A 13580-nucleotide genomic window follows, 5' to 3' on the forward strand; every position below is an offset into this window, starting at 1 on the left:
TTTGTTTCTCCTTTTTACATTGCAATCCAGCCAAATGCATTTGCCACGGAACTGATCAGTATGATCAGTGCAAAGACCGGGCACAGATATTTGATCATCACAATAAAAATCTTTTTCCTGCGGAATGTGCTCTCTCCGTGCATGATCTCATCTTCCATCCGCTTCATTCCGACGATTCTCGATACAAACAGGCTTGTGAGCATTGCCGCAATCGGCATCATCACAGAGTTCGTCAGAAAATCAAAGAAATCCAAAAACTGCATGCCGATAATTTTAATGCCTACTAACGGTCCATATCCCAGTGAAGATAAACTTCCAAGCGCGATCATGATCACTCCGACTAAAACCGTTGCTCTTCTTCTGCTCCATCCCAGCTCATCCTCAAAGGTAGAAACCGCGCTCTCAGTCAATGCGATAGAACTTGTTACTGCTGCAAACAGTACTAGCAGGAAAAATAAGATTCCAACTACTGTCCCAAATCCCATATTCTCAAACACTTTTGGAATTGTAATAAACATCAATGCCGGTCCCGCCTGCAGAGTATCCGGGTCGCCGCCCGAAAATGCGAACACCGCCGGAATGATCATCAGTCCCGCCATAATAGCGATCGCCGTGTCAAACACTTCCACATTTCTTGTGGAATCTTCCAGTGATGTTTCTTTTTTCATATAGGATCCAAAGGTAATGAGGATTCCCATTGCAATCGACAGCGAATAAAACATCTGTCCCATCGCCGCTACCACCGTCATCCAGGAAAAGTTTTTCACATTTGGCACAAGAAAATATTTTACTCCCTCCATGGCGCCCGGTCTTGTCACGGAATACACCGCAATCAGGACGGATAACACGATCAGTATCGGCATCATAAATTTCGATACACGTTCGATTCCGTTTCGCACCCCTGCGTAAATGATCGTCAGGGTGAACAGACAGAACAGGATAAAACAGAGTTCCGTGGATACTCCATCTGAGATAAACTCCGAAAAATATCCGTCTGCCGCCAGCATTTTTCCATTTCCCCTGATATACTCGATCAGGTATTTGATCACCCAGCCGCCGATCACGGAATAATACGGCACGATCAATACCGGGATGATCGCATTGATCCATCCACCGGCTGACAGCCATCCGGCTTTTCCAAATGCCTGAAACGCTCCCACCGGACTTTTCCTTGTCATGCGTCCAAGTGCCGACTCAGCCATGATCATCGTATATCCAAACGTCAGTGCCAGTAAAATATAGATCAGAAGAAAAATCCCTCCACCGTATTTTGCCGCCAGATATGGAAATCTCCAGATATTTCCAAGTCCTACGGACGCACCTGCGGCGGACAGTACATAACCCAGTTTCCCAGAAAAAGAACTTCTTTTGTTGTCGTGTGTGTGTAAATTGCTCATATCTTTTTGTTCACAGTTTGTGAAACAGTCTCCCTTCATTTTTTGTTTTCTTCTCTATTACCGCACCAGCCGGAATGTCTTTTCCACCATGAAAAACATTAACACAATGAAAATCAGCACATAGACCGGCAGCAGTGTGATGGAAATATGATTTGCGATCAGTCCAAAAACCGGCGGCATAAATGTAGAGCCGACATAAGCACTCGCCATCTGGATACCGATGATTGCCTGGGAATTTTTCTCTCCAAAATTTGCCGGTGTTGCGTGAATGATCGATGGGTAGACCGGTGCACATCCAATCCCCATCACGACAAGTCCTGCCAGAGCTGCCGTGTCAGACGGAATCGGCAGAAGTACTGCAGCACAGCCAGCCAGTAAAATAGTTGTGCCAAGCCTGATCATCTTATGATCACCTAATTTTTCCGTCACAAATCCTGCCAAAAATCTTCCGAGCGTGATACCGCTGCAGAACAATGCCGCATATGCCGCCGCACGCTCCGCAGAGATACCTTTTGCACCGACCAGATAACTGCTTGACCAGAGGATCAGTGTAGATTCCAATGCACAGTAAGAGAAAAATCCAAGCAAGAGCTGTGGTACGCCTTTGATCTTCACTGCACCGCGTATTCCAATCACCTCGTGCTGCTCTTCCTGCTGTTCTGCCGTTTTGTTGACTTTCCAGACCGGAAGTGTCACAAACAGAATCATTGTGATCCCCATCTGAAGAAAAGATACCATGCGGTAACCGTTCTGCCAGGATGAGGTGGTCAGTGCATAGCTCATTATGTACGGGCTGATGATTGTTCCCACGCCCCAGAAACAATGCAGCCAGCTCATATGTTTTGATGAATAATGCAGTGCAACATAGTTATTGAGTGCCGCATCGATAGCTCCTGCGCCAAGTCCATACGGAATCGCCCACAGGCACAACATGTAAAATGCGCTCGACGTCGAAAAACCAAACAAGGCAGCTGCCGTTAACAGGACACTGCATACCGTAACGATCTGTGTTCCAAATTTCTTTGTCAGGCGTTCCGACATTAAACTTGAACAGATCGTCCCTGCAGAGATGATCATTGTGACCAGTCCCGCATAGGACAGCGGCACCGAAAATGCCTCATGCATGATCGGCCATGCCGAACCAAGCAGAGAGTCCGGTAAGCCAAGACTTATAAATGCCATGTAAATTAATAGTAATAATAGTGTGTACATTTTTTGCTCCTTTATTTATCCAATTCGCCGTTTGCCACTTATACAAGTATCTTGACTCGCTTCGCCCGGCAGTCTTATTATATCTTGAACGCCACCAAAAATCCACGCAATATTATAGAATATTATCCCATAACATGGTAAAATAAAGTAAAAGTATTATTTGTGGAGATCTGATCATAGATGAACTTAAGACAAAATAAAGAAAAAAACGCACAGCAAATGTTGACAGGCGTAATTTTGACATTATTTATCATGCTCCTGCTTTGTACCATATTTACAAATCAGGATGCAGCCTCTGTAAGCAAACTCAAAGCACGTCAGCCTGACAAAATACAATACCTGGATGATGGAATGGTACTGCTTAGTTTTAACATTAACCGCAATGAAAGCAACAACGGTTCCCTTGTATTTTTTACCTCACATCAGCATGTGACCGTTTCTACGAAAAACAATGAAATATACAGATTAGATGACTCCGGTGGAATATGGGGGCATACAACAGGAAATGTATGGAATTTTGTCAAACTGCCGACACATGCAGAAACAGTCATAGTCAGGCTGGAACCCTGTTATCCGGAAACAGCCGGTCAAATTGAACAATATTATATAGGAACCGGAAATGAAATCTATACAGGCATATTGCGTCAGTCTATGCCCACTTTTATAGCGAGTGTATTTATTCTGTTAGCCGGTTTTTTTATCACGTGTTACTGGGTGTTTATTCACAACAGCAGCCATATAGACGGAACCCTTTTTTATCTGGGGATCTTCTCCATATTGCTTGGACTTTGGACCGCCAACGAGACAGATGTTTGTTCTCTGATACTCCTAAACAGAAGATCATCTGCTTTTGCTGCTTTTATGTTTCTGATGATAATGCCTATCCCATTTTTGATGTTTGTAAAGAGCTTCCTTGAGATCAATGATGATAAAATCTGGAAAATCATCTGCGATCTTTGTATACTTCAGACAGTTGTCTGCAGTTTGCTGCACTTTACCGGATTCTATGAGTTTCGAAGAAGCATCTGGATCACTCACATTTCCATTTGTATGGTGCTCGTTTATCTCATTGCAGTTATCATATATAAGATTGTAAAAAAACAGACAGACCAGAAACTGAAAGCCTGCATGATGGCTCTTACGCTTGTCATCATTGCAACTATCGTGGATATGGTCGGTTATTACAAAACAGGAAATAATTCCGGAATGTTTGGAAGATCATCCTTCCTTGTATTTATCATAATTCTCGGTTTAGAATCCGCAAGACAGGCTGTTACCAGTTTGAAAAAAAGACGCAGGATGGAGGAACTCGAACAATTTGCACTGAATGATTCCATGACAGGACTCTACAACAGAAATGCCTATGATTACTTTATAAATAATGAATCGGATATTAAAAATCATATGGTGGTTACATTTGATCTTAATAATCTCAAGATGTGTAACGACAACTATGGACACAGTGCCGGGGATGCCTATATCATCAATTCGGCACATATCATAGAGACTGCGTTTGATCGTTTTGGCAAATGTTACCGTATCGGCGGCGATGAATTCTGCTGCATCATACCGGATGCAACAGAATTTCAGATAGAACATTTTATTCAAAAAATGCATCAGGACGTAGCGATACTCAATAATAAGAATATCATTCCGACTGAAGTGGAAATCGCATGCGGATATGCGCTGGTCACACCGGATGATACCGATATAGAAAAAGTGCGTGAACGTGCAGATGAGATGATGTACCATAACAAGAAAGTGTTAAAGGGACTTATTTAAAAAAGATCCAGCATATTATCCAGATATATCTCCTCTCTGACCTGCAGCTGATACTCAGGTTTTGTCATATAATAGAGCAGAAACTCCAGAATCAGGGCGCTGCCAAGTCCCCTGCCTTCGATTTTAAAATTGGAAAATCCCATCGGCAGATAGCTGTTTTTCATATCATCCACACCAATAAATCCGGGATTTTCCATTGCCTTCGAAAAACGATAGCCATTCCCTGCATCCGGAGCTGCACAGCGGTGATCCGGACCATTTTCGCCAAGGTTTTTGCGGCTGACAGCTTCATAGCAGATTTTCCTGTCCCCACAGCCAAACCAGCAGCATTCATTACATAAGAATTCCACTTTGGCTTTCTGTGCCCCTGTCAATGTATTTAATTTATCAAAAACCTTATTCAACCGGAAATCCGGTACGACGTAAAGAAACTCATCTCTGTTTACTTCCCTTACGAACTGCTCAAAATCCGTCAGGACCTTGGTGGTGGAAGAAACAAAATAAAATCCCGGATAATTTTTTTTCAGATATTCCAGTAACAGGTCCGAATAGATAATGACACCATTTCTGACACCCTCACTTTTCTCAAATAAAATGCAGAGATGATTGCATTTCTTATCCCAAAGATGTTCCTGCCCAAGCAGGGAATTGCTGAATGTAAGCCGCGCTGAGATTCCGTATTCCTGCATCAACGCAAAAACCTCCTGCGGATCGTGATCCCCGAACGAAGTACGGCCTCCACCCCAGATACAATCTGACGGAGCACCATAGACAGAGCCTATCTCACACCAGTCGTAAAAGTATTCTCTGTGTTCCCGGAATAATGGCAGAAACACACGATATAATTCATAAAACTCAAACAAACCCGGAAGATGGTAGTATGCTGTGTTCTTTTTTAATTGATTCATTTCTGTATTCTCACCCCTATTAAATACTAGCTATACATGCTGTAAATCTTATCATTCATACAGCATTTCAATCAGCACTGAAAAATTCTAGCATCATGACCGTTGACTGGCTCGTCTGGTTTTGCTTTATCACCTAATATTCCTTTTTCTTGAAAATACCTACAGTCAAAGGAAAGGACACGATAAATAACAATATAGAACAACCAATTAAAATAAACGGCCCGAACAACGGTATATTAAAAAGCATTGTGGCAATACCCAATGCACAAATCAAAGATATGATAAGAAACACAATGGTTTTATCTTCCCCCGCTAAATAAACCATAGGAATAAATATTGCTCCCATTGTAAGACTTATACTAATTCCTATTACAAGTACACCTGAGATACCCTCAAATTGTTCAAAAGTAATTCCATGTAACAGATAGGATAGGGCTATTATAATGCCAACGAAAAGCACTCCTATCATAATCCATAATAATTGATTTATATATAAACTTTTTACAATATCAATCCGCTTTACTGGCAAAGTAAGTTTATATTTTCCCCATTTTGAGGAAAATTCATTTCCAATAACGGTAGCTGCATTTACTGCTAATCCGACAATTCCAATAATTATGAAATACATTTGCCATGTCTGGTCTGGAATAATGATAACGGCAATCCCCATTGCAAACATAAAAAGCAAAAAAATTTTTGCATTTGTCCATACAGCAAGAAAATTGCTTTTAAAAAGACCTTTCATACATGATCCCCCCTTACTAAAAGCAAAAAAATTTCATCAACAGAAACGTGGTCTATCACGATTTCTTTGTACTTTCTCTGCATTGCTTTACAATCTGAAACCAGAACATCAATTTGAAAATCACGTTTCCGATAAACAATAATATCTGCCGGATCTAATGCAAGGAATTGATTTTCCTTGCAGCGCATAACCGCATAATTATAAACCAAATCATTTTTCGATACGGTCATAATCAGTTTTCCGTTATGAATGAATGTAATATAGTCTGCCACTTTTTCTAAATCACTTGTAATATGGGAAGAAAGTAAAATAGAGTGGTCTTCTTCCTGTACGAAATCAAGGAATGTATCTAACATCTCGTCGCGTACAACAGGGTCAAGTCCGCCAGTAGCTTCATCCAGAATTAACAGTTGTGGATGGTGTGATAAAGCAACCGCAATCGCTAATTTCATTGTCATCCCTCTGGAATATTGCTTAATTTTTTGATTTGCAGGTAATTTGTATTCTTTTAAAAATTTCTGAAACAAAATATTGTCCCATTGCTTATAAAATCCTGACATAACTTTCGCTAATTGTGCTGCTGTCCAATAAGCTGGAAAATTATCTCCGTCATAAACAACACCTATTCTTTCCCGCATATCTGTATCTGCGTCTGTCATTTCTTTTCCAAACAACTTTACCATTCCGCTGTCTTTGGCGATTGTATTTAGAATACAGCCAATCGTTGTAGTTTTTCCGGCTCCGTTTTCCCCGACAAAACCCAAAATAGAACCATACGGCAGAGAAAAAGTCACATTTTCTAACGCAAAATTTGACTTAGAAAATGTTTTGGAAACCTGTTGTAATTCTAAAATATTTTCCATGCTCATTCGTCCTCCTGATAGAATAAAGCCAACAACTCCGTCAATTTTTCAAGGGAAATATTACTTGTCCGTCCAATCTCTGCGGCGGCTTGTAAATGTTCCTCTGCAATACGTTGTTGTTCTTCTTGATAAAATTCTTTGTTTTGTGCCGATACAAAACTCCCCCTGCCGACAGTTGTTTCAATAAAACCGTCCCTTTGCAGATCCTCATATGCTTTTTGGACGGTAATCACACTAACATGAATAGATTTTGCCAGTGAACGCATTGAGGGAATAGCGTCTCCGGCTTGCAGTTCTCCACTCATTATCATTGCTTTTATCTGCGATGTGATTTGCTCATATATCGGCTTGTTGGCGTTATTACTGATAATGATTTCCATAACTCACCGCCTTCGTTTTTTTGATTGTACTTAATGTACAGTTACATTATAGCATCTATAAACTCATAGTCAACCCTCAAAATAAAATTGCCAGATACAGTTATCAAAAATAGTTGTATCTGACACTCAGAATAGGGGGCTGCTGTCTGTCAAGCTCTGTGTGTTACTTTACCGCACATGAGCATTGTAGCACCGGTTCTCTCCGCAGATATAAATAAACGCGATGTATATCTTCCTGCAGGAAAATGGGTAAACATAACAGACGGCACAACCTATGAGGGTTGTCAGACTATTATAGCAGATGCACCGATCGAACATATTCCAGTGTTTGAACGGATATAGATATAAACAAGGACCAAAAGTTCATCCAAGAACTTTGGGTCCAATTATTTCATACTCACTCCTCCTCAAATTCCGCAAGTTCGGTCTCCGTCTCAAGCATCCGCTCTAACAGACTCTCCTGGTTCTTTTCCTCTGCGTCAAGTGCATTCTGCAGTTCCATCAGCTTCGGATAGTCACTGGCAAGCTCCGGATCCATGAACTGCATTTTTATTTCAGCGAGTTTTTCTTCGCTCTCCTCTAACATATTTTCATATTTTTCTAACTGGTGATGCAGTCTTGAACGGATTTTGCCCGGATTGTAATAAGTTTTTTTGTCAAACACATCCGTTAAAGTAGGAACATCTGCGTCTGTTTTTATGCCACTCTGATGCTGATTGTGTTTCTCATTCCCCACAGAATTTTGTGTATCATTTCCTGACACATACCTCGCACTCTGTGACATTCCTCGCCCTTTTCCGGAAATCTCCATCTCTTTTTGTTTTTCTGCAAGATACTCCTCATAGCTCATGGCATATTGTTTCACACCACTCTCTGAAAACTCCAAAATCCCGGTTGCGATCCTGCTGATAAAATAACGGTCATGTGAGACGAAAAGTACTGTTCCCTCGTACTCTCTTAACATCTGTTCTAACGCCTCTTTTCCAACGATATCCATATGGTTCGTCGGCTCATCTAAGATCAGAAGATTCGGTCTGGTCTGCAGCATTTTACAGAGTGCGAGACGGACTTTTTCTCCGCCGGAAAGCTGTCCCATCTTCTTTTCTACATCTTCTCTGGAAAATAAAAATCCCCCCAGTGCACTGCGGACTTCCTCCCTCATATAGGAAGGATATTCCTCCCAGAAATTTTCAAGCACGGTCTGATCTTCCCGGAAATGCTCCTGCACTGCTTTCTGCTGGTCAAAATAACTCCATTCTACATTTTGTCCAAATGAAAATTCACCACCTAACGCAGGCAGTTCGCCGACTAAGGTTTTCAAAAGTGTGGATTTTCCTTTACCGTTCTCCCCAATGATTGCAAGTCTGTCTTTCTTTTGAAGCAGAAATGAGACTTTACTTAAGACGGTATCGTAACCGATCTCAAGATTTTTGGCATGAATCACATTCGTGTAGCTTTCCATGCGCGGTACATATCTCGCATGAAATGCTTTCGTATCAAAATGTCTCGGCTTTTCGATTTTTACCATGTGTTCGATCGCCATGCGCTTTGAACGTGTCGCCGCCACTTTCGTCGGCGTATTTTTCCATTTTTCGATCCAGTCCGTCAGACGTTTGATCTCCTTTTGCTGCTCCTCATAGTCTTTTTCCTGTTTGATCAGTGCCTCTTCTTTTTGCTTCATAAATGCCGTGTAATTGCCGGTATAACGCTTGATCTCATGATATTCGATCTCGTAGGTCACATCGATCACTTTGTCTAAAAACATACGGTCATGTGAAACAATGATGACCGCCTTATCATAAGTCTTTAAATATCCTTCTAACCACTCGATTGTCGGAAGATCCAGATGGTTGGTCGGCTCATCGAGCAGCATGATATCCGGACGTTTTAACAGCAGTTTGATAAATGCCACTTTCGTCTGCTGTCCACCGGAAAAACTTCCGATCGGGCGTTTCAGATCTTCTAACGCAAACCCGAACCGCTGAAACATAGTCTCCATATCCTGCTGCCACGAATATCCCCTCATTGCCTCCATACGGCTTTGTAAGTTGTCATATTCGCGCAAAAGCTGTTTGTCCGCGGAAGTTTTCATCTCATTTTCAAGTTCCCTCATCCGCTTTTCACACGCAAACACCGGCTCAAATACTTTCTTGATTTCCTCTTCCACGGTCACATCTTTTTCCGTAAAATTAACCTGACGCAGGAAACCAATCTCCTGTTTTCCTGCCATCGTAATACCACATTCTTCATCGCTGTCTAAATTATTCATCGAAATATCGCCCGCGATCAGACGCAGCAGCGTGGTCTTTCCACAGCCGTTTCGTCCTACAATGGCGATTTTTTCTTTATCATGCACCTCAAAATTGACATCACGTAAAATCACATCTCCGCCAAACTGCACGAGGGCATGACTGATCTTATATCTCATGTTTATCTCCATTCCTGCGTAAAATCTTACTTTTACACTAACTCCTCTATCTTTGATAGACTACCTACCTTCTAACACCAGCCGAAGTAAACGAATCATATTAACCCCCTTTCTTGCGTGTGAAAAAATGTATTTTCACACAAATCTCCGTTCTTTTCCCTCACAGCAGCCGAAATACCTGCTCTGCCGTGGCGGCTATATTTTCCATTGCATTTTCTTTTTTCATTGCTTCTTCTAATGTTGTCACGCCTCTTACGATCGGGAAAAATGCATCGATTCCCGCCCGGTTACAGACTTTCGCTTCCGGTGCAACGCTCCCTGCAAATGCAATGACTTTCGCATTATATTTTTTTGCCAGAGCAGCAACACCGGCCGGTGCTTTCCCCATGACCGTCTGCGCATCCAGACGTCCTTCTCCGGTCACCACAACATCCGCATTTTTCATTTTTTCTTCCAGGCCGGTTGCCTGCAAAATCAGTTCCACACCCGGTATTAATTCTCCCGCAAGATACGAAAGGAATGCATATCCGAGTCCTCCCGCTGCACCGGCGCCCTCACAGTCCGCAAAGTCACAATCCAAACTTTCTTTGGTCACATCCGCATAATGTCTCATTGCTTCATCGACCTGCTCTTTCTGCTCTTCCGTCACACCTTTTTGTGGTCCAAATATGTAAGTTGCACCCTGTTTGCCGCAAAGCGGATTTTTCACATCACAGGCAATCTGAAATTTTGTACCGGAAAGCAGCGGATTTTTATTTTCAGTCCGGATCACCTCAATCTTTGCAAGCGCAGCCGCGCCCTCTCCCACATCATTTCCATCTTCATCAAAAAATTCAAATCCAAGCGCCTTTAACATTCCGATGCCGCCATCGTTGGTTGCACTTCCACCAATTCCAATCATGAAATTTTTACAGCCGCGTTTCAGGGCATCTGCAATCATCTCCCCCACTCCATAGGTAGATGCACGCAATGGATCTTTCTTTGTCACAAGCGTGATTCCTGCGGCAGATGCCATTTCCATGACAGCCGTTTTTGTCTCTTCTAAAAAACCGTAATAACACGACACTTTTTCTCCAAGCGGTCCTGCCACGGTAACCGGTATTTTTTCTGCTCCCAAACCTTCGATCAGTGCATCCACCGTTCCTTCACCGCCATCTGCGAGCGGTTTTACCACTACTTCTGCATCCGGTTTTGCTGCCAGAATTCCTTTCTTTACAGCATTTCCAGCCTCCATGGACGTCATGCTTCCCTTAAATGAATCGATTGCTGCTACTACTTTCATATAAATCTCCATTCTTGCGTGTGAAAAATCTTATTTTTCACACTTCCATCTTTCTCTAAGAAGTTAGTTTGTTACTGTTCGCACTTCATCCCAAGCTGCCAGAATGCCACCGCACTTGCAGCCGCCACGTTCAGTGAATCCACACCATGTGTCATCGGAATTTTCACCGTATAGTCACAGTCTGCGATCGTGTGATCTGCCAGCCCGTCACCTTCCGTTCCGAGAACGATTGCTAACTTTTCCTCCGCCATCATTTTTTCATCATCTATACTCACGGAGTCATCCCGAAGTGCCATTGCCGCCGTTTTATATCCCAGCTTATGCAGCACATCCATCGCACCGTCCGGCCAGGATACATTTTTATCAAAATATGTCCACGGTATCTGAAATACCGTTCCCATGCTGACACGGCTTGCTCTCCGGTACAGCGGATCTGCACAGGCTGGTGTCAAAAGAACTGCATCCATTCCAAGTGCCGCCGCAGAACGGAAAATTGCTCCGACATTTGTTGGATTTACCACATTTTCCAAAATTGCAACCCGCCTTGCATTCTTGCAGAGCTGCTCCACGGAAGGCAGTGTGGGACGGTACATGGCACAGAGCATGCCGCGTGTCAGCTGATAACCTGTGATTTTTGCAAGCACCTCGATTTCTGCCATGTAGACTGGAATTTCATGCTCTGCTGCGCAGACTGGAATTTCATGCTCCGCCGCCATGCTTGAATTTCCATTCTCTGCTTCCATCTTGTCAGTCTGTTTGATGTCCTGACTTTGTAATTTTTCGCAGCGCGCAAGGATTTCTTTTGCCTGCGTCTTTACATGCTTTTTTTCCATCAGAAATGACATCGGCACACAGCCGGCATCTAAGGCACGCTCGATCACCTTCGGACTTTCCGCAATGAAAATCCCCGGCTTCGGCTCAAAATAGTGAAAAAGCTGTGCTTCATTTAAATTGTAATAAATCTGCAGCTCCGGGACATCCAGATTTTTGATTTCTATAATATTTATCATTGTGTTCCTCTTTTCTCTCCTGTATCAGCGATTGAGCATATGGCAGATAAATTCATTGATTATACCATGTGCAAAATGGCTTATGATTAAATTTCAAGCTGGAAAAGAATTCTTCCCTCCTCAAGCTCTCCCCAGCAGTTTACCGGAGGCTCCTTCGTCTCTTTAAATCCACAATCCGAATGCATTTTTATTGATGATAAATTACTTTTTCCTATAATGCAATCTATCTTTTTTGCGCCTGTGCCTTTCAAAAACTCCGTCACATGACGTATCAATTTTTTACCATATCCTCTGTTTCTCTTCCTCGGCATCGTTTCAACTGCCTCAAGGAACCATTTTCCCGGCTCTGACTCAACTGCCCTGAGTCCGCTTACCCACTGTTTTTCGTCAGTTTCAATGAACACCATCTGCTTGGGATTCTGGATAAACTCCTTTAAAAACGCCGCATATGATGCCTCCATTTCATCACGATCTTTAAATTCCCCCTCCATATCCACCATGGATTCTGCATATACTAAAAACATTTTTTTATTACCTGTTCATTTACATTTTCAATCCGTTCTAACATTTTTATCCTCCTCTTCTGACCCTCCGAAAACTCTTCGAGTCTTTTCGCAAATTGTACACACTCCATATCAAGCTGGCGCAATAATGTAAAAAATAAACTTTCTTCTAAATTTCTTTCCCTGCAAAACGCTCTGATGTCCCCCTGCAAAAAGCTGGTATCCTGATTAATATATGACACCACCAGATTAGACGCTGTTCGAATTTCTCCGTCTGTCACGAACAATTTTTCATATCTGCTGCCTGATTTCTGCAAAATTGTCTTGATCAGCGTCGATTTTTCACATCCGTTTTCTCCATGTAAAAAGACTCTCTCCCCATGCATCAGTTCGAATGTGAGATTTTTCAATGTATCACTTTCTGCACCTTCATACCGCACCGAAAGTTCCCTGCATGAAATCAGACGTTCCTTATGATAGGAAAGCGGCATAAGTTTTAAACTGACAGGCTGTTCAACATCCTGCAAAAGCCCCTCTTTCTCCTGTATTTTCCTCTCCATCCGGCGTTCATACTGTGTCACACGGCTCTGCACCTCGATCGTCTTTCGGTTTAAAACCAGCACATGATCAATGCAGGCATCTAAAATATCCCTGTCATGCGATACCAGAATAAACCCTTTTTTGCCGCACAGATATTCTTTCACACATTCCCTTGCATGCATATCTAAATGATTTGTCGGCTCATCGATCAGCAGAAAATCATTTTCCACGCAGCAAATTTAAAAAAGTTGTTTTTCCTTTTCCATTTCTCCCGATCAGACCTAACTTCCAGTCCGTATCAATCCCAAAAGATACGTTTTCAAAAACCGTATCAAAACTTCCCTCATAACCATATGTGAGATCTGTTACCTGAATCTGTGACATAAAAATCTCCCCATTTCCCTTCCATACAAAAAATCCCATGCTGCCATGGGATTTTTCTTACACCTCACATATTTTATGATCACATCTGGCAGACAATAGATTGCACATTGTAAGATAAAATCGATTGTCCCGGACAACAAAATGTC

14 protein-coding genes are annotated in these 13580 nt (G+C 42.3%); 2 read left to right on the top strand and 12 right to left on the bottom strand.

Annotated elements, in window-relative coordinates; genetic code table 11:
• Positions 1-14 precede the first annotated feature (14 nt).
• Positions 15-1397 carry a sodium-dependent transporter gene (locus ACDD58_RS16850; RefSeq protein ID WP_370778482.1) on the bottom strand — a complete coding sequence of 461 codons (1383 nt, stop codon included), beginning with the start codon at positions 1395-1397 and terminating at the stop codon, positions 15-17.
• 57 nt (positions 1398-1454) lie between these two features.
• Entirely contained in the window at positions 1455-2609 is a 1155-nt protein-coding gene (locus ACDD58_RS16855) for a sugar MFS transporter (RefSeq protein WP_199536177.1), read from the bottom strand.
• Positions 2610-2789: 180 nt separating this feature from the next.
• Between ACDD58_RS16855 and ACDD58_RS16860 the strand changes: the two genes are divergently transcribed.
• Positions 2790-4391, top strand: coding sequence for a diguanylate cyclase domain-containing protein (locus ACDD58_RS16860; RefSeq protein ID WP_370778483.1), 1602 nt, complete (start codon positions 2790-2792; stop codon positions 4389-4391).
• Here the strand turns inward: ACDD58_RS16860 and ACDD58_RS16865 are convergent.
• The 4 genes from ACDD58_RS16865 to ACDD58_RS16880 all read right to left on the bottom strand — a co-directional run bounded on the left by ACDD58_RS16865 (position 4388) and on the right by ACDD58_RS16880 (position 7287).
• Positions 4388-5299, bottom strand: coding sequence for a hypothetical protein (locus ACDD58_RS16865; RefSeq protein ID WP_370778484.1), 912 nt, complete (start codon positions 5297-5299; stop codon positions 4388-4390). The genes ACDD58_RS16860 and ACDD58_RS16865 overlap by 4 nt on opposite strands.
• 133 nt (positions 5300-5432) lie before the next feature.
• A complete protein-coding gene (locus ACDD58_RS16870; protein ID WP_015520234.1) occupies positions 5433-6044 on the bottom strand; it encodes an ABC-2 transporter permease in 612 nt (203 codons plus the stop codon).
• On the bottom strand, positions 6041-6907 hold the full coding sequence (locus ACDD58_RS16875; protein ID WP_173885109.1) for an ABC transporter ATP-binding protein: 867 nt from the start codon (positions 6905-6907) through the stop codon (positions 6041-6043). Before ACDD58_RS16875 ends, ACDD58_RS16870 begins: the two co-directional genes overlap by 4 nt.
• A 2-nt stretch (positions 6908-6909) precedes the next feature.
• The gene (locus tag ACDD58_RS16880) at positions 6910-7287 is read right to left on the bottom strand and encodes a GntR family transcriptional regulator (protein ID WP_015520232.1); all 378 of its coding nucleotides are present in this window, start codon (positions 7285-7287) and stop codon (positions 6910-6912) included.
• Positions 7288-7464: 177 nt separating this feature from the next.
• On the opposite strand from ACDD58_RS16880, the gene ACDD58_RS16885 reads away from it, so the two are divergent.
• Positions 7465-7629 (top strand): TIM-barrel domain-containing protein, encoded by a 165-nt coding sequence (locus tag ACDD58_RS16885; RefSeq protein WP_015520231.1) that lies wholly within the window; start codon positions 7465-7467, stop codon positions 7627-7629.
• Between the two features lie 55 nt (positions 7630-7684).
• Here ACDD58_RS16885 and ACDD58_RS16890 read toward each other — a convergent pair whose 3' ends face one another.
• The 6 genes from ACDD58_RS16890 to ACDD58_RS16915 all read right to left on the bottom strand — a co-directional run bounded on the left by ACDD58_RS16890 (position 7685) and on the right by ACDD58_RS16915 (position 13434).
• On the bottom strand, positions 7685-9715 hold the full coding sequence (locus ACDD58_RS16890; protein WP_370778485.1) for an ABC-F family ATP-binding cassette domain-containing protein: 2031 nt from the start codon (positions 9713-9715) through the stop codon (positions 7685-7687).
• 160 nt (positions 9716-9875) lie between these two features.
• On the bottom strand, positions 9876-10997 hold the full coding sequence (locus ACDD58_RS16895) for a glycerate kinase (RefSeq protein WP_370778486.1): 1122 nt from the start codon (positions 10995-10997) through the stop codon (positions 9876-9878).
• Between the two features lie 71 nt (positions 10998-11068).
• Positions 11069-12007 carry a TrmH family RNA methyltransferase gene (locus ACDD58_RS16900; protein ID WP_370778487.1) on the bottom strand — a complete coding sequence of 313 codons (939 nt, stop codon included), beginning with the start codon at positions 12005-12007 and terminating at the stop codon, positions 11069-11071.
• A gap of 86 nt (positions 12008-12093) precedes the next feature.
• Positions 12094-12507, bottom strand: coding sequence for a GNAT family N-acetyltransferase (locus ACDD58_RS16905; RefSeq protein WP_370778488.1), 414 nt, complete (start codon positions 12505-12507; stop codon positions 12094-12096).
• Positions 12508-12521: 14 nt separating this feature from the next.
• Positions 12522-13280, bottom strand: a complete 759-nt coding sequence (locus ACDD58_RS16910) for an ATP-binding cassette domain-containing protein (protein ID WP_370778489.1) — start codon at positions 13278-13280, stop codon at positions 12522-12524.
• The gene (locus ACDD58_RS16915) at positions 13270-13434 is read right to left on the bottom strand and encodes an ATP-binding cassette domain-containing protein (RefSeq protein WP_117919480.1); all 165 of its coding nucleotides are present in this window, start codon (positions 13432-13434) and stop codon (positions 13270-13272) included. Before ACDD58_RS16915 ends, ACDD58_RS16910 begins: the two co-directional genes overlap by 11 nt.
• Between the last annotated feature and the right edge of the window lie 146 nt (positions 13435-13580).

It is taken from the genome of Roseburia sp. (genome assembly GCF_041325975.1).
Taxonomy (GTDB): domain Bacteria; phylum Bacillota; class Clostridia; order Lachnospirales; family Lachnospiraceae; genus Roseburia; species Roseburia rectibacter.

Coding starts and splice junctions, on each gene's coding strand:
- ACDD58_RS16850 (WP_370778482.1), bottom strand. CDS start 1,397: ATGAGCAATTTACACACACACGACAACAAAAGAAGTTCTTTTTCTGGG.
- ACDD58_RS16855 (WP_199536177.1), bottom strand. CDS start 2,609: ATGTACACACTATTATTACTATTAATTTACATGGCATTTATAAGTCTT.
- ACDD58_RS16860 (WP_370778483.1), top strand. CDS start 2,790: ATGAACTTAAGACAAAATAAAGAAAAAAACGCACAGCAAATGTTGACA.
- ACDD58_RS16865 (WP_370778484.1), bottom strand. CDS start 5,299: ATGAATCAATTAAAAAAGAACACAGCATACTACCATCTTCCGGGTTTG.
- ACDD58_RS16870 (WP_015520234.1), bottom strand. CDS start 6,044: ATGAAAGGTCTTTTTAAAAGCAATTTTCTTGCTGTATGGACAAATGCA.
- ACDD58_RS16875 (WP_173885109.1), bottom strand. CDS start 6,907: ATGGAAAATATTTTAGAATTACAACAGGTTTCCAAAACATTTTCTAAG.
- ACDD58_RS16880 (WP_015520232.1), bottom strand. CDS start 7,287: ATGGAAATCATTATCAGTAATAACGCCAACAAGCCGATATATGAGCAA.
- ACDD58_RS16885 (WP_015520231.1), top strand. CDS start 7,465: ATGAGCATTGTAGCACCGGTTCTCTCCGCAGATATAAATAAACGCGAT.
- ACDD58_RS16890 (WP_370778485.1), bottom strand. CDS start 9,715: ATGAGATATAAGATCAGTCATGCCCTCGTGCAGTTTGGCGGAGATGTG.
- ACDD58_RS16895 (WP_370778486.1), bottom strand. CDS start 10,997: ATGAAAGTAGTAGCAGCAATCGATTCATTTAAGGGAAGCATGACGTCC.
- ACDD58_RS16900 (WP_370778487.1), bottom strand. CDS start 12,007: ATGATAAATATTATAGAAATCAAAAATCTGGATGTCCCGGAGCTGCAG.
- ACDD58_RS16905 (WP_370778488.1), bottom strand. CDS start 12,507: ATGGTGGATATGGAGGGGGAATTTAAAGATCGTGATGAAATGGAGGCA.
- ACDD58_RS16915 (WP_117919480.1), bottom strand. CDS start 13,434: ATGTCACAGATTCAGGTAACAGATCTCACATATGGTTATGAGGGAAGT.